General features: G+C 51.0%; 18 protein-coding genes. 8 read left to right on the top strand and 10 right to left on the bottom strand.

Features of this window, described 5'->3' with window-relative positions; translation table 11 throughout:
* Positions 1-6 precede the first annotated feature (6 nt).
* Both ACYUJT_RS17380 and ACYUJT_RS17375 read right to left on the bottom strand, forming a co-directional pair.
* The gene (locus ACYUJT_RS17380) at positions 7-882 is read right to left on the bottom strand and encodes a carbohydrate ABC transporter permease (RefSeq protein ID WP_460324469.1); all 876 of its coding nucleotides are present in this window, start codon (positions 880-882) and stop codon (positions 7-9) included.
* A gap of 72 nt (positions 883-954) precedes the next feature.
* Positions 955-2,268, bottom strand: a complete 1,314-nt coding sequence (locus ACYUJT_RS17375; RefSeq protein WP_460324467.1) for an extracellular solute-binding protein — start codon at positions 2,266-2,268, stop codon at positions 955-957.
* A gap of 181 nt (positions 2,269-2,449) precedes the next feature.
* Between ACYUJT_RS17375 and ACYUJT_RS17370 the strand changes: the two genes are divergently transcribed.
* From ACYUJT_RS17370 to ACYUJT_RS17360, 3 genes are all read left to right on the top strand, one after another.
* Complete coding sequence (locus ACYUJT_RS17370) at positions 2,450-2,788, top strand: L,D-transpeptidase (RefSeq protein WP_460324465.1); 339 nt, start codon at positions 2,450-2,452, stop codon at positions 2,786-2,788.
* Between the two features lie 97 nt (positions 2,789-2,885).
* Positions 2,886-3,692, top strand: a complete 807-nt coding sequence (locus tag ACYUJT_RS17365; protein ID WP_460324463.1) for a threonine/serine exporter family protein — start codon at positions 2,886-2,888, stop codon at positions 3,690-3,692.
* A 24-nt stretch (positions 3,693-3,716) separates the two neighbouring features.
* Positions 3,717-4,166 carry a threonine/serine exporter family protein gene (locus ACYUJT_RS17360; RefSeq protein ID WP_460324461.1) on the top strand — a complete coding sequence of 150 codons (450 nt, stop codon included), beginning with the start codon at positions 3,717-3,719 and terminating at the stop codon, positions 4,164-4,166.
* Positions 4,167-4,717: 551 nt separating this feature from the next.
* On the opposite strand, the gene ACYUJT_RS17355 is transcribed toward ACYUJT_RS17360, so the two are convergent.
* Complete coding sequence (locus tag ACYUJT_RS17355; RefSeq protein ID WP_460324459.1) at positions 4,718-4,891, bottom strand: hypothetical protein; 174 nt, start codon at positions 4,889-4,891, stop codon at positions 4,718-4,720.
* A 359-nt stretch (positions 4,892-5,250) separates the two neighbouring features.
* Between ACYUJT_RS17355 and ACYUJT_RS17350 the strand changes: the two genes are divergently transcribed.
* The 3 genes from ACYUJT_RS17350 (at position 5,251) to ACYUJT_RS17340 (ending at position 7,517) form a co-directional block, all read left to right on the top strand.
* Positions 5,251-5,910 carry a LemA family protein gene (locus ACYUJT_RS17350; protein ID WP_460324457.1) on the top strand — a complete coding sequence of 220 codons (660 nt, stop codon included), beginning with the start codon at positions 5,251-5,253 and terminating at the stop codon, positions 5,908-5,910.
* Positions 5,907-6,716: a TPM domain-containing protein gene (locus ACYUJT_RS17345; RefSeq protein ID WP_460324455.1), complete on the top strand. Its 810-nt coding sequence runs from the start codon at positions 5,907-5,909 to the stop codon at positions 6,714-6,716. Before ACYUJT_RS17350 ends, ACYUJT_RS17345 begins: the two co-directional genes overlap by 4 nt.
* Positions 6,717-6,791: 75 nt before the next feature.
* On the top strand, positions 6,792-7,517 hold the full coding sequence (locus ACYUJT_RS17340) for an HAD family hydrolase (RefSeq protein ID WP_460324453.1): 726 nt from the start codon (positions 6,792-6,794) through the stop codon (positions 7,515-7,517).
* A gap of 73 nt (positions 7,518-7,590) precedes the next feature.
* Here the strand turns inward: ACYUJT_RS17340 and ACYUJT_RS17335 are convergent, their stop codons facing one another.
* The 7 genes from ACYUJT_RS17335 to ACYUJT_RS17305 form a co-directional block, all read right to left on the bottom strand.
* Positions 7,591-9,525, bottom strand: coding sequence for a DUF2207 domain-containing protein (locus ACYUJT_RS17335; protein WP_460324451.1), 1,935 nt, complete (start codon positions 9,523-9,525; stop codon positions 7,591-7,593).
* A gap of 241 nt (positions 9,526-9,766) precedes the next feature.
* Positions 9,767-9,916 (bottom strand): hypothetical protein, encoded by a 150-nt coding sequence (locus ACYUJT_RS17330; protein ID WP_460324449.1) that lies wholly within the window; start codon positions 9,914-9,916, stop codon positions 9,767-9,769.
* Positions 9,917-10,017: 101 nt separating this feature from the next.
* Positions 10,018-11,367, bottom strand: coding sequence for a GH1 family beta-glucosidase (locus tag ACYUJT_RS17325; protein ID WP_460324447.1), 1,350 nt, complete (start codon positions 11,365-11,367; stop codon positions 10,018-10,020).
* Positions 11,368-11,520: 153 nt separating this feature from the next.
* Positions 11,521-13,521, bottom strand: coding sequence for a beta-galactosidase (locus ACYUJT_RS17320; RefSeq protein ID WP_460324445.1), 2,001 nt, complete (start codon positions 13,519-13,521; stop codon positions 11,521-11,523).
* Between the two features lie 148 nt (positions 13,522-13,669).
* On the bottom strand, positions 13,670-14,968 hold the full coding sequence (locus tag ACYUJT_RS17315) for an ABC transporter substrate-binding protein (protein WP_460324807.1): 1,299 nt from the start codon (positions 14,966-14,968) through the stop codon (positions 13,670-13,672).
* 63 nt (positions 14,969-15,031) lie between these two features.
* The gene (locus ACYUJT_RS17310) at positions 15,032-15,862 is read right to left on the bottom strand and encodes a carbohydrate ABC transporter permease (protein WP_460324443.1); all 831 of its coding nucleotides are present in this window, start codon (positions 15,860-15,862) and stop codon (positions 15,032-15,034) included.
* Positions 15,862-16,743 (bottom strand): carbohydrate ABC transporter permease, encoded by an 882-nt coding sequence (locus ACYUJT_RS17305; RefSeq protein WP_460324441.1) that lies wholly within the window; start codon positions 16,741-16,743, stop codon positions 15,862-15,864. Before ACYUJT_RS17305 ends, ACYUJT_RS17310 begins: the two co-directional genes overlap by 1 nt.
* 122 nt (positions 16,744-16,865) lie before the next feature.
* Between ACYUJT_RS17305 and ACYUJT_RS17300 the strand changes: the two genes are divergently transcribed.
* Together ACYUJT_RS17300 and ACYUJT_RS17295 are read left to right on the top strand one after the other, a co-directional pair.
* A complete protein-coding gene (locus ACYUJT_RS17300) occupies positions 16,866-18,671 on the top strand; it encodes a sensor histidine kinase (protein ID WP_460324439.1) in 1,806 nt (601 codons plus the stop codon).
* Positions 18,672-20,303 (top strand): response regulator transcription factor, encoded by a 1,632-nt coding sequence (locus ACYUJT_RS17295; protein ID WP_460324437.1) that lies wholly within the window; start codon positions 18,672-18,674, stop codon positions 20,301-20,303.
* The last annotated feature ends 258 nt before the right edge of the window (positions 20,304-20,561 follow it).

The raw sequence follows: 20,561 nt of genomic DNA, 5'->3' as shown, positions 1-20,561 counted from the left end.
CCCTCCTTATTTTTTGCCTCTTCTGCTGGTCAGCCACTGACTCGTACCGATGAGCAGCAGGCTAATCACGACGATCGTCGTCGATATGGCACTTCCGAATCCGTATCGATAGGAGGTAAAGGTAGAGTTGTACATATAGGTAGCCAGCAGCTCCGTTGCGTGCGCCGGGCCGCCTTTGGTCATAATATATACGAGGTCAAACGACTTCAAGCTGCCGGAGATGCATAGAATTATCGCTACCTGAATCGTTCCCCAAATCATAGGAATGGAAATGCTGACGAGCTTTCTGAGACCCGACGCTCCGTCGATCTTGGCGGCATCATGCACTTCGCCCGGAATATTCTGCAGCGCCGAAATGAAGATGATAAGATATAGCCCCACGAAACTCCATATCAGCGGCGGAAGAAGCGAGTAAATCGCGATTTTATTGTCCGACAGCCATTGCAGCTTCCAGCTCTCTAGTCCTAATGATTCCAGCAAAAAATTAAGGATACCGATTTGCGGATGGTAGATGTACTGCCAGATCATCCCGATAACAACGGTGGATAGCACCATAGGAAGGAAAATAGCAGAGCGCAAAAAACGCTGGATCATATTACTCTTATGCAGCAGAACCGCAAGCACGAGAGCGATCGGCACCTGACCGAATACGGCGGCAAGCACGAAGATGAAGTTGTTTTTGAGCGACCGCCAGAAGACGGGGTCTTGCAAGATTTCGATATAATTCTTAATCCCGATGAACTTCGCCTCTCCGATCCCCGACCAGTTGAAAAAGCCGTAGTACGCCGACCAGATCACAGGCACGAACACAAATAGGGCATAGATCAGTAATGCAGGCAGAAGCGCAAAAACGATAAAATTCCGGTGAGTTCTTATATTCATTGCGGGTATCACTTCCTTAAGGGTAAATATGAGCCCTCCTTAGATAGGAGGGCCGATACATCGTCTATTCGCTTATTTGCCAAGTGCGCCTGCTTGGGTATCTTGAATTTTCTTCGCGATATCCTCAGGGTTGCCGCCCATCAACAGCTCCTGCAGTCCGTTATTGATCACTTCAACCGCAGCGGAGCTCAGCTTGGAGTCGTAAACCGGGTGGATCTTCACGTTCTTCATTAGCTCATGCAGTTCTACGAACAGCGGATGAGCTTTGCTCGTATCCAGCTCGATGTTGTAGCTGACCAGCGTACTGCTGTCCAGCGTCGCTTTTTGTCCCTCTGGGCCGCCCAAAGCGTAGAACAATTCCAATGCGGCGTCTTTCTTAGCACCGGTCAATTTCTTGCTGACGCCAAGGCCTGTGCCTACAACGCCCGATGTCGAATTCGGCTCGCCTTTACCGCCTTCGATTGCTGGCAGGATCGTAATATGGGTGTGATCGAGCACTTCCTTCGGCGTATTGTTGACGAGGTTGCCCAGCGCCCAGCCGCCGTTAATGAACATCGCCGATTTGCCTTGAGAATACAGCTGCATCATTTGCGTCTCATCGATACTGTTGAACCCTTCCTGGAATGCACCAATGTTGCCGAGATTCTGCAGGACTTTTAGAGCTTCAACAAATTCGGGATCAGTAAACTTAGCGCCGTCTTGTTCAACGGCCTTGAGGAACCATTCTGTTCCAGTGACACGGTCAGCAATTGCACTGAAAATGGTGGACTGTGCTACCCAGTTCGCTTTGTTGCCCAGCGCAATCGGGATGACACCCTTCTCGTTGAATTGCTGGATCGCCGTTTCCAATTCCGCCCACGTCGTCGGAACCTTCACGCCATGCTCGTCAAAGATAGCCTGGTTGTAGTAAATGAATGAGGTTGGCGCCAGGTTCATCGGCACGGCATAAACCCCGCCGTCTACTGTAAAGCCGTCAAGCGCGTTTGGAATGAAATTGTCCTTCCACTCTGGCTTGCTGTCAATGAATTCATTGATCGGCTGCAGTAAATCACCCTTTACGAATTCCTTCGTCATTGCATCGGGCCACATGACGAACAGGTCAGGCATTTCATTCGCTGCCGCTACCGTTCTGAGCCGCGTCTTCAAACCATCCGTCGGAAGTCCTTCATCCTCCACTTCGATCTCAGGATGAGCTGCTCTGAAATCTTCCAGCAGTTGTCTCATCGTGACGGCTTTGGCATCCTGTCCAGTCCAGTTATGCCAGATGGTCAGTTTCACTTTCTCCGGCGCAGCCTGCCCGTTATTGGCTGCATTATTTGCTCCACAGCCTGCCAGTACCATCGCTAGAATGGATACTAATGCTGCAAATTTAAAAATTCTCTTCATTTCATGACCTCCCTTATTTGTATAATCCCATTGTAGTGTCAGCGTTTTCAGTTCGTAAGGGGATAATTATAAGCTGTAGGGTAGAATATGATCAGGTCGTTGGACATTTGGCCCTGAGCCGGAATATACATATCCTGTGTTTCGTTGAATCCATCATACATCCGAGCAGGAGGAATAATATATGCCCAATTACCGGATCATCGTAGATTTATCGGAACGGCAGCTGCACTTGCTTGACGGAGATACTGTCGTAAGAACTTTTCCCGTGGGAATCGGCAAAATGCTTACCCAGACTCCAACTGGGGATTACGTCATCATTAATAAACAGCCTAATCCCGGCGGGCCGTTCGGAGCATTCTGGATGGGATTGTCCAAACCCCACTATGGCATTCACGGGACTAACAATCCTTCTACGATCGGCCACGAAGTGTCCCATGGCTGCATACGTATGTATAATCAGGACGTGCTGGCCTTGTCGAAGCTTGTGCCTATAGGAACGAGAGTGACGATCCGGCCATAGGAGCGAGGGATTTGCTGATGCCGCAGTAAGACGAATCACCGTCCGACAGAGGCAATCATGGTATAATGGACGCAGTATTAACCAGGGGTGAATAAACATGAACAACGCAGATGGGCATGAAAATCAGAAAGCGGCAGATCCTTTTGTTGCAGGCGCCGCCGGACAAGGCCATATCGACCCTGCCGAGCTTTGTCTTCTGGCCGGCAAAATGATGCTGCAGAGCGGAGCGGAGACGTACAGAGTTGAGGATACGATGACCCGCATGGCCGAGGCAATGAGCCTGGGAGGCACCCACAGCTATGTCACCCCCACGGTAATCATGTTCCAGCCAGGCAGCTCGCAGTCGGCCAAGCTGATTCGCATCGTTGATCGGACGACCGATTTAGCAAAAGTCGCCGCGGTCAACGACGTATCACGCAAGCTGGCAAGCAAAGACATGACGCCAGCCGATGCCCGTGCCCGTCTGACGAAGATTGAGCGAAGCGGGAATGAGTACCCGGTCTGGCTGCAGATCGTCACGGCAGCCGCCGCCAGCGGCTGCTTTACATATATGTTCCAGGGCAGCATGGCTGACATCCTGCCCGGCGTCCTCTGCGGCGGGGCTGGCTTCGCCATATTCCTTGCGCTGAACCGCCTGGTCAAGGTGAAATTTTTTGCGGAATTCTCCGCTTCGTTTGTAATCGGGCTGCTAGCCGTCTTTTTCGTTGCGCTTGGAATCGGTCAGGAACTGGACAAGATTGTTATCGGCTCCGTTATGCCGCTCGTACCCGGGCTGCTGATCACGAACGCTGTCCGCGATTTAATGGCCGGCCATTTGGTTTCCGGCTTGTCCAGAGGTGCCGAAGCTTTCCTGACTGCCTTTGCCATCGGTGTGGGAATTGCCGTTGTCGTCACATTTTTCTAACCGGAAAGAAGGTTTGATCATAAGATGATATCGCCGCAATGGATATCGCTCAGTCTGCATCTCATTACGAGCTTCATCGCTTCCGCCGCCTTCGGCATTCTGTTTAATGCCCCGAGAAGGATGCTTCTGCAATGCGGGCTTGCCGGCATGATGGGCTGGATCGCCTATGTCCTGCTGTCCCCCCGTCTTGATACCGTCTTTGCCACCGTCGTAGCCACCTTCATCGTCGGGGGCATTAGCCAAATGCTGGCCAGAATGTACAAGAAACCGGTCATCCTATTCAGCGTCTCCGGGATCATTCCGCTCGTACCAGGGGGCTTGGCCTACGATGCCATGCGGCAATTCGTCGTAAGTGAATACAACCTTGCCGTCCAGCTCGCGGCCAAAGCATTTTTGATCTCGGGCTCCATCGCCATCGGACTCGTCCTCTCCGAAGTGCTGAATCAAATGGTCCTTAGGATTTCTAGAAAGTAGCAGCACCGGCAAAGCAGGAGCCATGTAATCGACCCAAGCCCATCATGCAACGCAATACTGATCCTGCTGGAAACTTTGCTCGGTAGGAATACCGCAAAAATACGCAACCATTCATTTATAATTTAAAACTAAATGTATTTTATACAGCAGTAAAGCTCTTTTATAAAAAATACATGTGCTAAATGTAAAACATGCAGTTAGTTTGCCTGAATGGAGCTCATTCGCCGAAATCGCTTAAAACTAAATGTAGGTTTTGCAGTTAATTCCCTCTAACACGGCCAAAACCGCTAAACTAACTGCATGAAATACATCTAGTTACTCTATCCTGACCATCTAAAAGTTTATCTATTGAAAAGAAAGACTCCAGTTCAATTAAGGAGCCGTGAGGTTTTGCAGGTTTAATCCATGCATACACTTCCATGCCCACCCTTCCATACTCAACATGCAGGCTATCATATCAATGATCCGCATCAAAAACCAATAGAGGATATGCAAAATGCATATCCTCTATGGTCGTCATAACTTCCCCATGATCATATCCAATTCAACGATTACAATGATTTGCCGCTTAGCTCGAATTCCGTCTGATGCAGCTCTTTAATCATCCGTCGGAGGAAATGACTCTCTTGATCTTTCAATCCATATTGGTTCTCCTTGATGAGCATCTCACCCACCTGTCTCCTCAATAGCTCATTACGGCGCTCCAACACTTCATCATAAGCCAAGTTCAAGTCAACTCCTCGATATTATTTGAAAAACATCTCTAATTATAGAATGCAGAGGCCCGAAGTGAAACCGCAGAGAGTCAGTATCCTCCTAGATGAGAGGGTATGACGCCAATGCTCATGAACCCGGTACCTGGCGCTCGCAAACATCCTCCCGAATGCTCTCGTATCGTCGATATTCCTCCCATTTCATGTAAACCACCATACTTATCGGTAGCGAATTGCCGCGCCAAATCCAGCTTTAATCCCGTTCCACAATGCTATGCGCAGCAAATTTGAAAAGCTTTGTTTAGTTTTTAGAAATAAAGCAAAGGGTATAAAGATAAGTAATAGCGACATGAACAGGAGGTATACAGCAAATGAATTTAAAGGGAAAAGGCTGTCTGATTCCCATCATTATCATTGCGGCGGTTGTCATTATCGGCATTGCCCTGTTCGCGGGAAATTACAATAAGTTCATGACCTCCGAAGAAACGGTAAACCAGCAATGGAGCAAAATTGACGTGCAATTGCAGCGGAGATACGATCTTATTCCCAATCTGGTCAACACCGTCAAAGGCTATGCCAAGCATGAAAAAGAAGTGATCAAAGCGGTTTCCGACGCCAGAGCCGCGCTGGGCGGAGCACGGACGCCCGACGAGCTGGCCGCGGCCGACCAACAGCTTCAAGGCGCGCTCAGCCGGCTGCTGGTTGTCGTCGAGAACTACCCGACGCTAAAGGCCGATGCCCAGTTCACCCAACTGATGGACGAACTGGCCGGAACGGAGAACCGGATCGCCGTCGCCCGCAGCGATTATAACAATGCGGTCGCGGAGTACAACAAGCTGACCCGGCGTTTCCCCGGGGTTTTTATCGCACGGATGATGGGATTCAATGAGAAGCGGTACTTCGAGACGACGCCGGAATCCAGAACGAACCCGGAGGTTGATTTCGGCACGGATGAGACTTCACGGATTCCTACCCAGCCGATAGCTCGTCCTCAGCATCTCTGGCTGCAGCCGGAAGGGGAATGGGCATGAGCCCCACGGCCTGCCGACAACGATCCATCCGGAGCTTGCTCCCGCTTCTCATTCTGACTTTAGCCTTATTTGCGGCCCTCGCTCCCAGCGTCTCTGCTGTTCCAAAGATACCCGGGCCTCGAGGGGATATTTATGTGCAAGATTTCGAGCATCTTCTAACAGCCGAGCAGTCCCAGTACCTTCTGGCGCTCGGCAGGACGCTCGAAGACCGTACGAAGGCGCAAATCGCCGTGCTGACCGTGCCTTCTTTGGGCGATGAGCCCATCGAGGAATATGCGCTTCAGGCGCTGCGAACCTATAAACTGGGCGACACCAAACTGAATAACGGCGTCCTGCTGCTCGTCTCCTTAGGCGACAATCAGCCCGGCAACCGGCAGGTCCGCATTGAGGTCGGCTACGGTCTGGAGGGTGCGCTGCCCGACGGCAAAACCGGGCGAATTCTCGACCAGGTCACGATTCCGTATATCGAAAATCAGCAGCCTGGACAAGGAATCTTCGAAACATACAAAGTTCTGTATAACGAGGTCGCCAAGGAATACGGCGTAGAACAGGAACTAAGCCCTCAGGAAGTAACCCTGCCGAAATCGGCCGCTTCTACAGGGGGTGGTGGTCTGTCCCCGTTATGGGTCATCATCATCGTGGGGTTCATCATCATTGATATCGTGTTCTTCCGCGGAACGTTCACCATGCTTCTTCTGTCCATCCTCGGCCGGGGCGGCGGATTCCGCGGCGGCGGGGGCGGAGGGGGATTTCGCGGTGGTGGCGGAGGCTCTTCCGGCGGGGGCGGAGCCAGCCGAAGATTTTAATCCCAGTTCTCTTCCGGTAGGCGGTATAATAGAAGCTAATACGAATGATCAACTACAAGGGAGAGAACTGCATTCATGACATCTATTTCGCGGCAGCGGGCCGTGTTCTTTGATCTCGACGACACGTTATACGACCACCTCATTCCTTTTCGCACTGCGTTGACCAACATCCTATCGACGCCGGAGGATTTTCCGTACGATCAAGCCTACCACCGGATGCGTTACTACAGCGACGCTCTGTCTGCTGAGCTTGGGGGAACCCCAACGCATGGCGAGGAGCTGCACCAAATGCGGCGGCAGCGCTTCCGGCTGGCCTTGGCCGAATTCGGCCTCTCGCTTACACCAGAGCAGGCGCAGGCTGTTCAGGATGAGTACCTTAGCTTGCAATATACCATCGGTCTGTTCGACGGTGCAGAGCAGCTGATCACGGAGCTGAAAGCCAGAAATTTCGTGGTCGGCGTCATTACGAACGGGCCGCCTGATCATCAAATGAACAAGGTCAATGCCTTGAACCTGACCAGGCTCATCCCGATAGAACTGATTTATGTCTCAGGAGCCGTCGGCTTTACTAAGCCGGACGCGCGCCTCTTCCGGCACGTGACCGATCAGCTCGGCCTGGCTCCCGAGAACTGCTGCTACATCGGCGACTCTTGGCGCAACGACGTCGTCGGCGCGCTCGATGCGGGCTGGAAGGTACTGTGGTTCAACCACCGCAGCGTTCAGCCGGAATCAGATCATCAGCCGCACCATCAAGTGACCGATTATCCAGAAATCGCGAAGGTGCTGCTGGAACAAATGTAGTGTCCTTATCCCATCATTTCAATAACTCAAAGAACCTGACAACTCGCTTGTCAGGTTCTTTATATCGCAGCAGCTAAAAAGCTCCGGTTCCCCCGCCGCCACCGCCGCCACCTCCCCCAGAGAAACCGCCACCGCCGCCGGAAGATGGATCCGGGGGCATGTAAGAGATCGATCTCTGGGTATAGACAAGACCTTCTATGGCAGATTGGCTTATACGCGAAATCATGGATTGCAATGCCTGGTCATCGGAACGGCGCTTCATCGCCTTCAAAAGCTGACGGCCGGCATCCAGCACAAGGGCGAACTCGGCCAGCCTGAGACTCGATTCACTGTCATAAGTGCCCGCACCAGAGTAAGTCTTTCCTCGTTTAAGCCTCCTGCGCCAATAGCGAAGTACAGAATGATACTTCCACCCTTCTAAGGTCAACGTATAAGGGCGAAGAAGAATGGCCAGCAAAAAAGTCGCCACGACCAATAAAGCATACGTACCTGTGGCAGAGCTCTCATAAAGAAAGCCGGCAGCTGCAAAGCAGCCGAAATAATACAATATCGCAATCCATTTTCGCTTCGGAAAGGCAAGAGCAAATCCGGCTGCCGTTCCAAGAATCAGGAAGGCCCAGCCCATTTCCGCGGTCGATGAGACATCAGCATAGAAGAGCGTAAGTATAATTATGAAATGCATGATGATCATAGCCGGCTTTAAAATCCGGCGGAAACGGTTCGGGTACACGTACTGATGATATTCCTCCGTACGATCAAGTAATTCGCGCCATTGTTTAAAATCGGTATGGATTCGTTCGGAAAGACGGCGATAACGTCCCTGATCGTATGGATCTTTTTTCTCCTTTCGCGTAGGCCCGGCAAATCGATCTGTCTCCAGCTTCTTGCCATAAAAGAACTTATTCAGGAAAAAAGTCTCCGCTTCGCTCAGTGAAGAACGCCTTCCCGTAAACAAGAATTCCGGCATAATGCCAGGAGCCTTGCCGTCGGCCAAGAAACGTTTGGGAGCTGGCTTCTCCTCCATCGAAACGAGCCCTTTATGCCGCATAGAGAATACCCCTGCAAAAATATCGCGCTTCTTAAGTTGACCTTTACGGTAAATATATACTGCAAGCAGAGGATCCAGTTGATCCAGCTGCTCGGGCGGCAGATTTCTGCGGAGGAACCATCCTGCGATTCTTTTCATCGGCAGTATTTGGAACAGCAGGAGCAGCAGGGCTCCATAGGACAGTATCTTCAGCACGGAATCGATCATCGCTAATTGATCCAGCCGCTTAACGAGCCGCTGCTCCCGTTCTCGCTCCTCGGCCAATGCCTGTTCCAAGGGCAGCGACTCCGAACGTGCAGCTTGTTTACTTAACCAATCTGCCGGAAACAACACTCTTAAGCGTGCTGTGCCATCTTGATCAAGAAGCTCATTGTAATAATGAATATAAGCTCCCCGACCTTCTCCTGTCTGCGCTGAAACCTTACCGCCGGAACGATCATGCAGGAAATAGTGGATGCGCTCCTCATCAAACGGCTCTCCTAGCTGCAGATCGATCGTCACGTTATGGATATCGTCATTGTTGTTCTTGAAGAAGCTCCACGTCAATTCGCCCGTGTCCGCATAACGAACGGCTGCCCCCTTGATCCTGTAACGGTAATAGACCCGCTTCGTCTCATCCGCGGAAGTCGCATAAATATAGTAAGTATCGTTATCTTTTTTAAAATCTACGGCCAGCCGCTGTAAATCTTCATATGTAAAGTCTTCGAAATGTTTTCCCTCCGGTGGAATATACGCTTCGAAAAACTCAATCCCCTCGTGCCCCTTGGGATCGACGTATCGCGTCATGCCGTTCCAGCTGCCCTCGAAACGGTAGGTGAACAGCTCCTGAATGAACAGATCCCCGTTCGGCATAATCTTCGCTACTACGTCCACATTCTCCATCGTAAACTTCTTGCTTCCCCCGCAGCCTGCCAGCATCACGATGATCAGCACTAGCAGGAGCCACAACCATCTCCTCATCATGTCACCTCAGTCATAAAATCTTCAGACTATTATAAACCATTTAAATACTAGAATAACGTTATCGACGTAAAGAAACCTCCTGATAGTTACTATCAGGAGGCTCTTCATTTATTCACTCACCATATAATTCTAAAGATTACACTTGTATGAACTCAGTCCGATATAGCTGATGCTCCTTTGTTGTGCGTCACTTTCGACAGCGACTGATAGCATCATAGCTGTAAAAATTCGTTTCTGTTTAATTATTAATTACTGACAGCTGCTCTTCGGCTATATCCGGAATTCCATATTCAACAAAATTTTTATCCTTTGTCAGGCTAAGTAAAACGATCTCATCCTTAAGTTCATAAATAACTTCTTTCTCAAGCTTTTTTACTAAGTGCCACAAGATGTTTTCAACCCAGTCATACTCATCGGATAATAATACGGGTTTAAAAATGGCACCTTAAGAGCGCGCGGCATTGCCGTACAGGCGATAGTAATTCTAATTTAGCGGCTCTCCAGCTCAAACCAGTTTTTGCGGATCAGCTTCTGGTACCAGTAATAACTCTCTTTCGGCGTGCGCACTTGCGTTCTGTAATCCACATGGATCAAGCCGAAGCGGCAGGAGTATCCGAACGCCCACTCGAAGTTGTCCATCAGCGACCAGGTGAGATAACCTTTCAAATTCACGCCGGATTCAATCGCTCTGCCCAGCTCGGCAATATGGCTCTCCAGGAACTTGATTCGGCGGACGTCGTTGACTTTTCCATCCACCACTTCGTCATTGTAGCAGGCGCCGTTCTCGGTAATGTAAATCGGAATCGGACCAAACTGCTCGGTTAGCCAGCTTAAGGTCAAATACAGGCCTTCCGGGAAAATAAACCAGCCCTTATCCGATTTGTCGTAGCCAAGATCAACATGCTCCAGGTCCAGATAGTTGTTGCCTTCCTTATGGCGCACAATATTGCCGCCGTAGAAGTTCAGGCCAAGGAAATCTATTTTTTGTGAAATGATCTCCATGTCCCCCGGCTCAATGACGGGTTCGGCGCCCTTCGTCTTGATCCACGCGGCCATCTCCTCTGGGTATTTGCCTGTAAATACCGGGGTCACGAACCAGGTGTAAATGGAAAACGCCCGGTAAGCCGCGTCGATATCCTCCTGCTTGCGGGAGAACGGCTCGTACCAGTAAATATCCGGCGCATAGCCGATCTCGCCCGCTGTCCCGAGCTCGCGGAACTTCGCTACCGTCTTGCCATGGGCTACCAGCAAGTGGTGCCCGACTTGGATGGCGGACTGCCAATTCATAATGCAGGGCGCATGCCTGCCGAGCAAATGGCCGTTAATCGCAGTGCACCAAGGCTCATTGAATGTCATCCAATGCTTGATCAAGCCGTCGAACTCGCGGAACATCGTTTCGGCGAACATGACGAAGGCGTCGATCGTCTCCCGGTTTTCCCAGCCGCCCTTCTCCTGCAGCGCCTGCGGCAGCTCCCAGTGATACAGTGTACAGAAAGGCTCGATTCCGTTCTCGAGCAGCTTTTTCACCATGCGCTTGTAATGCTCGATTCCTTGGCGATTCACCTCGCCGAAGCCATTCGGATAAATCCGCGGCCATGACACTGAGAAGCGGTAGGCTTTAACGCCAAGCTCTTTCATAAGCTGAATATCTTCCTCGTAACGATTATAGCTGTCGCAGGCAATGCTTGCGTCATCACCTTGATAGATTTTGCCGGGCGTTGCCGCCATGACGTCCCAGATGCTCGGGCCGCGGCCGTCTTTATCCAAGGAGCCTTCGATTTGATAAGCCGAGGTAGATACGCCCCAGACGAAGTTTTCCGGAAATTGTATGATAGTCACCGTAAATTCCCCCTGTTAAGTTAATAGATTAAAATTTGTATTTAAATATACTGCTGCTTCGATCATCTATCGATCAGTTCTGTACTTATACTAATTAAACCGCGATCGGCCGTAAAGGCGAATAAATCAAGATTAAGGTAGGATTCTCTTAAGCTAATGCGGCAGCTCCAATATATCGACGCCGTAAGGCTCCATGCTCAGCGTCTCCTGTCGTTTCTTGCCATAGAGGACGCTGTGATAAGATGACGGCAATGTCACTTGATGCGGCTGACGGCTCAGGTTCAGCACGAACAAATAAGTATTGGACTTGCCGCTCCGCATCGCGATCTGCACACCCTCCGGCAAACCCGGAAACATCAGCATTCCTTGTGCTCCCGCCTCTTGCTTGAACAGTTCCTGTAAATAGTCTTCCTCCAAATGCGTACCGAGGTAATAAACTCTCCCCTCGCCGAAGCTATTCACCGTCACAGCCGGCATGCCGCTGTAGAAATCCTCATCATACCAGGCGATCGCTTTCGCACCCTGCAGACTTAAAATATCGCACCATTGCGAGCAGGAGAAGGAACGTCCTTCGCTATTCACGACCCGATGCTTGTCCAGCCCAACCGGATCGTATTCCTCCACCCTGACCCCCGTGCAGTTCACGAGCAATCCGGGCAGCGGCAGCATGACCGCTTGATTGTTCATATGCTTCACGCCCGAGCGGCTTGTAATGATCACTGTTCCCCCTTCGGCGGCAAAACGCTCCAGCGAAGCAGCTGCCTCCTCGCTCAGCAGATAGAAGCTCGGAGCAACGACAATTTTATACCCGTCCAAAGGCTGGGTCCATTCGATAACATCGCAGCCAATCCCCAGCTTCGTCAGTGCACGGTGATAATCCTTCACGTTCTCATAGTAATCCATGCCCTCGACCTGAGGCTGGATGCGGAGCGCTTCCAACTGCTCATGCGACAGCAGAATCGCTGCTTCATGCTTCGGAGCTGTGCCCTGCAGCTTACCGGATAGATCGTTGACCTCTCCGCAAAGCTCGGCAAATTCGGAGAACCTCCGCCCGGGAACATTGCTGGGATCGATGAGGCCGTGCCAGAACTGCTCAGCTCCTATGGCCGCCGTGCGCCACCGGAAATGCACGACCGTGTCGGCACCTTTGGCGATCGCCTGCCAAGAGAAGGCGCGGATAAATCCCGGATACGGCGCCCGCCACGTCGGGAACCAGCAGCCCGGCGAACCGCTAAGCTGCTCCATGATCCAGAAATTCCGCCGCTTGATACCGCGTGTGACATCAAGGGCCAGCGCTCCGCTGTACGGTCCGGTCGACTGCTTGTCCGGCGCGGTGTTCGGATAATAATCAAAGGAAGCAAAGTCCAAATCGGCACCTGTCTGGTACAGATCCAGCCTCTGCGGGTACGTATGAAAATTATGAGTCACGAAGTGATTCGGGCAATTTCTGCGGATAATGTCTATCTGACTGCGCTGGAATTCCTCTATCGAATCCCACTGAAACCGGGCAAAATCCAGCAAATAGGACGGGTTCTGATGCCTGGAGCCTCCGTATGGGACGCCGACCTGCGACCAGTCGTTGTATTCCCCGCTCCAGACAACCGTGCCCCATTCCCGGTTTACGGCTTCGAGCGTGCCGTATTTCCGCTTGACCCAGTCCCGGAACTTATCATTGCAGGCATCGCAATGGCAATCGATCACCCAATACTCGTTATCCGTCTGCCAGCCAATAACCGCCGGATGACGGCCATAACGCTGCGTCATCTCTTCGATAATCCGCGAGCCGTAGACACGCAGCGATTTGCTGTTATAGCACCGATGGCCCCGTACGCCCGGATAGGTAATGCTGCCGTCCGCATTCCTCGGGAGCACGTCGGGCCGTAGCTCGGTCAGCCAGCGGGGCGGCGTATTTGTCGGCGTGCATAGCACGACGCGAATATCATATTTATGGAACAGATCGATCGCCTGATCGAGCCATTCGAAATGATATTCCCCAGAACTGCTTTCCATCCGGCTCCAGGCGAATTCGGCCAGACGGACGACCCGCACGCCCGTCGCCTTCATCAGTTGAACATCCTGCTCCCACAAGGACGGATCCCAATGCTCCGGATAATAAACGACGCCGACTTGCACGTGATTCGCATACTTGTTCATGGCAATGACTCCTTTGACCCTGAATTGACCCTGAATTAAGCGTGGCCTAAGCGAAAAGGCTGCTCCTTCGCTCATCCTTATCGAATAAGTCTCAGAAGCAGCCTATTTCACTTTCCTGTGGTCTGGCCTGATTCTCAGGCTACCTTAGTTATTTCAATTTATCCCAAGCCGCTTGCATGTTCTCCGACCAAGCTTTTACATCGCTCTTTCCGGCGATGAATTGCTGGATCACGCTGCCGAACTCTTGGGCTACGCCATCCGGATATTTACCGGCCTGATGCAGAATGATTTTATCTTCTTCGATATAGTTCCACAGATCTGCCGCGATCGCGCCCATATCCTCTGGCGTCGATTGGATACTCTTCATCGTCGGAATAAATTTGAACTTCTTCACGATGTATTCTTTACCGATGTCAGAGGTCACGAGCCAGTTCAAGAAAATTTTCGCTTCCTCTTTGGCATCGGAATCCTTGTTAACTACCAGGTTCACTGGCACCCCGATCGTTACTTTGCCCGTTTGCTCCGCGTTATCGCTTACCGGCATCGGCAAAACACCAATGTTCATGTTCGGAGTAATTCCGTCGATCATCGTTTGCGCCCAGTTGCCCTCTTGCATCATCGCTGCTTCGCCGTTGGCGAACATGGTGACTTGCGTGTTATAGTCTGTAGTCAGCGGATTCTTGTTGCCGTAGTCCACCGTAAGCTGCATCAGACGCGCCCAGTTCTCGAACTTCTCATTGCCTACGATAGAAGCCGTGCCTTGGTTAAGTCCATTGATGAAGCCGTCGATATCGTCTTGGTTCGCGAAAGCCACGCTGATGCCTTGGCTGCCGACGAGCCACCATTCCTGATAAGCGTTGGCAAACGGCGTAATGCCCGCCGCTTTCAATTTCTTAGCTGCATCCTCAAGCTCAGTATATGTTCTTGGCGGAACAGCAATCCCTACTTGTTGGAACAAATCCTTGTTATAGATGTATCCAAAGCCTTCGAGAGCCAGCGGCATGCCGTAAACTTTGCCATCCTTCGTAATCGGCTCGGCAGCCAGTGGAACCAGATCCTGTACCCATGGCTGGTCGGACAAATCCTCAACCTTGTCTAGCCACATATCCAGTTTCGAATAACCGTTGTTAGAGAAAATGTCCGGAGCATCGCCGGAAGCGAATTTCGTCTTCAGAGCCGCATCATAGTCAGCACCGCCGCCAACCGTCTGGATGTCCAGCTTGATGTTCGGATACTCTTTTTCAAATTCGACCTTCAGTTCATTGAGTCCTTCTACGATTTCCGTTTTAAATTGGAAAATGGTAACCGTTTTTTGCTCCTGCTTGCCGCTGCTTTCGCCGCTGCTGGCACTGCCACTGTTAGCAGGATTGTTGCTGCTTCCGCCGCAAGCCGACAGAATGACGGAAAAAATCATAAGCGCGGATAGTAAGACAACGTATTTTTTCATCTTCATTGCCATGTTCCCCCTTGATCTAGTCTTAATAAATATTTGGAACAGAGGAGCCGTCGTCTAGCCTTTGACGGATCCCGCTGCGATTCCCTCAACGATGTAGCGCTGAAGCATTAAGAAGAAGGCAATAATCGGCGTTATCCCCAGCACAAGCGCCGGCAGCGCGATATCCCATTGCTTGGTATATTCCCCAAAGAAGGAGAAGGTAGCCAGCGGGATGGTCCGCATATGCGGCCGCTGCAGGATAAGCGACGGAAGGAGATAGTCGTTCCAGATCCACAAGCAGTTCAGGACAACGACCGTCATAATCATTGGCCGCAGCATCGGCAGCACCATTCGGAAAAATACACCTATAGAAGTACAGCCATCTACCGTTGCAGCCTCCTCAATTTCCAGGGGAATCGATTTGACGAACCCATGGAACAGGAATAGCGACATCGGGGCTCCCAGCCCGAGATAAGTGATGATCAGACCCAGCTTGCTATTATTGACGCCCAATTCATTCACGATTCTCATGAGCGGAATCATGATCGATTGGAACGGGATAACCATCGCTGCGATGAACAGAAAGAACAATAGACGATTGAACAAAGTGTTGGCCCGAACCATTCGATAAGCGCCCATGGCACTTAATAAAGCCAGAATAATTACGCTGATCACGGTGATGACCAATGAATTCGTGAACGCTTGGGGAAACCGCGTCAGCTGCCATGCTTTCGTAAAGTTGCTCCATTGAAACGCCGTCGGCCAGCTGGCTGAGTTCGACATAATCTCGCCAAATGTCTTGACGGAGTTGACGAGCAGGAAATAGAACGGCGATAAGAAGAGCAGAGCAACGATAACCATGATAATCTCCGTTGCGAACAGGCGACCGGAATATCTTTTTTGCATTATGCCTCGACCTCCTTCTTCTTCGTCAGCGCCACCTGAACGATCGTAATGACCGCGACGATCACGAAGAACAACATGGCCTTCGCCGTACCCAGACCGTACCGGTTATTCTGGAAGGCTTCCGCATAAACGTTCATGGCAACCGATTCCGTGGATTTAAATGGTCCGCCTTTCGTAAGCGAGAGGTTAAGGTCGAACATTTTAAACGCCCAGGAAATCGCCAGGAATAAACAAATCGTAACGGCAGGCATGATGAGCGGAACAATGATGCTGCGCAGCATCTGCCAGCGATTCGCCCCATCGATTTCCGCAGCCTCCATAATCTCGGTCGGCACATTCGTCAGCGAGGAAATGTAGACGACCATGAGGTAACCCGCAGTTTGCCATACGAACACAATGGTAATGCCCCAAAAGCCAGTAACGGAATCTCCCAGCCACGGAAGGCCGAAGAACGACCAACCCGTAACATCATACATTGTGCTAAAGCCTTTGATAAAAATAAACTGCCAAATAAATCCAAGCAGCAAACCGCCGATGACGTTAGGCATAAAAAATATCGTTCGCAAAATATTGCGCAGCTTCAATGCCTTTGTCAAAAAGTAAGCGAGGAAAAATCCGACAACGTTCGTCAAAACTATACCAACCAGTGTGAATCTTGTGGTAAACCAGAACGATGACCAGAAATCAGCATCATTCGTAAATATCGTTTTGAAATTGGCCAAGCCTACCCAATTGACTGTCCCCGCCACGCCGTTCCAGTCCGTCAGCGAGTAATACATGCCAAGGAAGAACGGAATAACCATGATGACTGTGAAGAACAGCAGGACCGGTCCTACAAAAAACAACTGCAGCCCCCATCCCGACAATCTTCTCTTACTCATGGCGCAGCCCCCTTTCTTTATACCGAAAAACTAGTGTATTGTCATTATGACTTGAATTGGCTACGATAAACACCGACAGAGGTGAACACTCAGGTGCAATTTATTGATCGGGGGAAAAAATATTGAAGTGGAACAGCATACGCGCTAAACTGATCATTTTTCTACTCCTGGCAACCGTCATACCGATCGTAACGACGATGTTCGTTACTTATTCCTATACGGCCCATTCGCTCAGAACGCGGGTCGCTGAAGAGGATACGAAGCTGCTGTACCAAGGGGGAAGGCATATTGTCAATTTGGTGGAGGATTTGAACCGCAGTTCCTCCAATGTATTCTCGATCTCCAATCAGCTGAAGGCCGGATACGAGGATGTGCAGAGCGACTCTCGCGTTTACGCTGTTTTGTCCAATATCGCGACTTCCGTACCGGATATTTTCCAGGTGTATCTGTATGAGAACGGCAACCGTAAAGCGACTCTGCTTACGCTCAACACGCCGCAGAGAAACTACAACACCGACGTTTACGCCGATGTGTTGGCCGAAGACCATCCTACCGTATGGGTGCAAAAAAGCCATATGAGCCATACCTACGGACTCAAGGCTTTGCAGCCGCGCTACCCTTCACGGCCGGTATTTACGCTTCATCGGAGGATCGAGAATGTACCCTCGAGCGAGGTCATCGGGTATTTATCGATCGATGTCAGCCTGACAGCGTTGACCGACATCGTCGACCAGTTGTATAACAAGGATCGAGAGAAAATTTTCATCATTGACGAGAACGGGGATTTAATCTATTCCGATGAGCCAAGCATGCTCGGCGAGCCACTGCAAGAGAGCTGGTATTCAGAGGTGATCTCTGCCTCGGGCCGAACGAACGGAAACTTCGAGCAGGACGGCAGCTTGTTCATCTACAACCGGATGGCAGGAAAAGGCATGAACTGGACGATCGTAAAACAGATCCCCGTGTCTTATTTGGTCCGGGAAGCGAACCATGCCGCCGGAATCAACCTGCTGCTGCTCGCTGTTTCATTAATGGTCATCGCTGCGGCGACCATCATCATCTCGGTGCGTATCACAGCCCCGATCAAGCAGCTCGGCAAATATATGAACCAGATCCAATCCGGTAACTTGAATGTTGATATCCAGCCGGCCAGCAATGATGAGATCGGTGCGGTCATGCTGCGTTTCCGCAGTATGATGGACACGCTCAACAACCTGATTTTGCGCGAATACAAGCTGGAGCTGGCAAACAAAACGAATCAATTGCGGGCCATGCAGGCGCAGATCAATCCCCATTTTCTGAACAATACGCTGCAAATTATCGGCACGCTGGCGCTGGAGCTGAAGATGCCGCGCATCTATGCGCTGCTGTCGGCCTTGGCGAAGATGATGCACTACAGCATGCATTTCGAGGATAAGAACGTCACCTTGCGGGACGAGCTTGAACATGTCAAAGCCTATATCGAACTGCAGAAGGAACGCTTTGAAAGCCGCTTCCAGTTCCAATATGATGTGGATGATTCGCTGCTGGATCTTCCTATGCCGAAAATGATTCTGCAGCCGGTCGTCGAAAACTATTTTAAACACGGTTTGGACCGTACGGCTTCAGACGGGGAACTAACGCTGTCCGTAAGGAGGCTGCGCGAAGATCAGGTCGAGATCGTCGTGCGGAACAATGGAGCTCAAATTCCAGAAGGAAGACTAACGCAGCTGCAGCAGGAGCTTAGCGATTTATCCGCCGACAGAATCCCTCATCCAGTGGATGAGGGGGATGAGGCAAACCGTCCTTCGATCGGCCTAGCCAACGTTCTGGCCCGGCTGCAGCTTGTCAATAGAGACAGCGCCGCCCTGACGATCAGCAATCTGGATCCGGTCGGCGTGCAAATCACCCTGATCATTCCTGATCAGGACAGAAGCGGAGCGAGATAGATGAGAGCACTTATTGTAGACGATGAAGCCAGGGTCCGTAAGGCCGTCCGCCTTCTCGTGGATTGGGATGCCCACGGCATCGACGAAATACTGGAGGCCGGAAGCGGCAATGAAGCGATAGAACTCATCCGCGAGTCCAAGCCCGGACTTGTCATCATGGATATGATGATGGCCTCCGGCCACGGCATGGAACTGATGGAATGGATCAGCGAGTTTGCCGGTACCGTTAAATTCATCGTGGTCAGCGGGCATAACGATTTTGATTTCGTCCGCAACACTGTCCGGCACGGGGGAATCGACTATATCCTTAAACCGATTGACGCGGAAGCCATCAATGCCGCGGTTCACAAGGCGGTGACGGAATGGCGCGAGGAGGAACGGGAACGAATCGATATGCAGCGGCAAAATATCCAGTTGAATGAAATCAAACCGGTCTACGGAGAGAAACTGTTCTCCTCACTCATTGATGATCAAAACGCTGCGGAGGCTACCGTTCGCCGTCTGCGCAATGAAGGAGCTGTTCCAGCGGAGACCGATACCGTGCAGCTATCGCTGCTTCAGCTGGATGCCAGTGACGCGCAGCTCATCAAACGGTTCGGCAATGACAGCGAATTGATGCATTTTGCCATCATCAATATTTGCAATGAGTTCCTCGCCAAGGATCAGTCCGGCATCGCCTTCAAATATTGGGGAGCTCCCTGGGAAATTATCATTCTAGCCTGGGAGTGGCCCTGTGACATCCAGGAGCTGATCTCCCGCATCAACGAGGGATTGTTTCATACCTTGCAGCGCAGAATGCATTTTGGAATCGGCTCGGCCGGCCGGCTCCCGGACAGCCTTCCGGCTCAATATGCCGCAGCTAGATCGGCGCTGGCCAGACGCAACCTGCTGCGGAGCGGCAGCTTTGTACATTCGCTGAGAGATGAGAGCGACGATCCAGCTGAAAGGCATGGCCAGTTGACCTTCAGCTCGGTAAAAGAGGATTGGAAGATGGCTGTCCTGAGCGGAAGCGACGGGCAAATTTCCACCGCCGCCCAGAAATGGGTCGGCGAGCTTGGCCGAATCGGAGTTGTTACGCCGGAGCAGCTTCAGCACTGGATATCTGCCGCCATGCAGTTTCGCGCCCAGCTTCTGCGGGAGACATTGGGTGATGCCGCCGGGAATGCCCTGGCTGCTCTGGAGCAAAGCGACCAGCAGAATAAGCCTCCCTTCCCGGGCAGCTATGCTTTTACGCTGTATGCTTGGCGGGACTGGTCTTATGGCTTAATGACCGAGCTGGCCCGGGTAATCAACGAACGGCAAGCCAAAGACAAGCGGACGATCGACGACATCGTCAAATACGTCGAGCAGCATTACATGGACGATTTATCCCTGCTTGACATCGCCAGCGCTTTTTTTGTCAGCCGGGAGTATATTTCACGCAAGTTCAAACAGGAGTTCGGCATTAATTTCTCCGACTATCTGGCCACTTACCGAATCGACAAAGCGAAGCAGCTGATGCAGAATCCCCATATGAAAATTGCGCAGATTGCCGAGATGGTCGGCTTTCGCGATGTCAAGTATTTCAGCAAAGTGTTCAAGAAACAGGAAGGCGTGTCGCCAAAGGCGTACCGGAGCAAACTTGAGGTCTAAGGTGAGCTAGTACGTTCAATAATGAATTATATAGATGGATTTATAGTAGTTAGTTTCTGCGATAAGCAAGAGAAAGTAGATTTAAATGGATTTCATGTCGCTAGTAGAAGGGTAAATCCCAATCATGACCTGGATTCTTGATTTTAAGTGCATAAAATCCATCTGTTTTTTTGAAACATTCGTTTAGAGCATAATTAGATACATTAATTCCATTTAGTGTACGCATCTTAGTATTTGCATCTTAGTGTAGTGTGGGTA

This window comes from Paenibacillus sp. YSY-4.3, from assembly GCF_054767475.1.
This window is presented reverse-complemented; position numbering and strand designations above follow the sequence as displayed.

Bases quoted from the DNA above. Each gene is read 5' to 3' on its own strand.
- ACYUJT_RS17380 (WP_460324469.1), bottom strand. From the start codon at position 882: ATGAATATAAGAACTCACCGGAATTTTATCGTTTTTGCGCTTCTGCCT.
- ACYUJT_RS17375 (WP_460324467.1), bottom strand. From the start codon at position 2,268: ATGAAGAGAATTTTTAAATTTGCAGCATTAGTATCCATTCTAGCGATG.
- ACYUJT_RS17370 (WP_460324465.1), top strand. From the start codon at position 2,450: ATGCCCAATTACCGGATCATCGTAGATTTATCGGAACGGCAGCTGCAC.
- ACYUJT_RS17365 (WP_460324463.1), top strand. From the start codon at position 2,886: ATGAACAACGCAGATGGGCATGAAAATCAGAAAGCGGCAGATCCTTTT.
- ACYUJT_RS17360 (WP_460324461.1), top strand. From the start codon at position 3,717: ATGATATCGCCGCAATGGATATCGCTCAGTCTGCATCTCATTACGAGC.
- ACYUJT_RS17350 (WP_460324457.1), top strand. From the start codon at position 5,251: ATGAATTTAAAGGGAAAAGGCTGTCTGATTCCCATCATTATCATTGCG.
- ACYUJT_RS17345 (WP_460324455.1), top strand. From the start codon at position 5,907: ATGAGCCCCACGGCCTGCCGACAACGATCCATCCGGAGCTTGCTCCCG.
- ACYUJT_RS17340 (WP_460324453.1), top strand. From the start codon at position 6,792: ATGACATCTATTTCGCGGCAGCGGGCCGTGTTCTTTGATCTCGACGAC.
- ACYUJT_RS17335 (WP_460324451.1), bottom strand. From the start codon at position 9,525: ATGAGGAGATGGTTGTGGCTCCTGCTAGTGCTGATCATCGTGATGCTG.
- ACYUJT_RS17320 (WP_460324445.1), bottom strand. From the start codon at position 13,521: ATGAACAAGTATGCGAATCACGTGCAAGTCGGCGTCGTTTATTATCCG.
- ACYUJT_RS17315 (WP_460324807.1), bottom strand. From the start codon at position 14,968: ATGAAAAAATACGTTGTCTTACTATCCGCGCTTATGATTTTTTCCGTC.
- ACYUJT_RS17310 (WP_460324443.1), bottom strand. From the start codon at position 15,862: ATGCAAAAAAGATATTCCGGTCGCCTGTTCGCAACGGAGATTATCATG.
- ACYUJT_RS17305 (WP_460324441.1), bottom strand. From the start codon at position 16,743: ATGAGTAAGAGAAGATTGTCGGGATGGGGGCTGCAGTTGTTTTTTGTA.
- ACYUJT_RS17295 (WP_460324437.1), top strand. From the start codon at position 18,672: ATGAGAGCACTTATTGTAGACGATGAAGCCAGGGTCCGTAAGGCCGTC.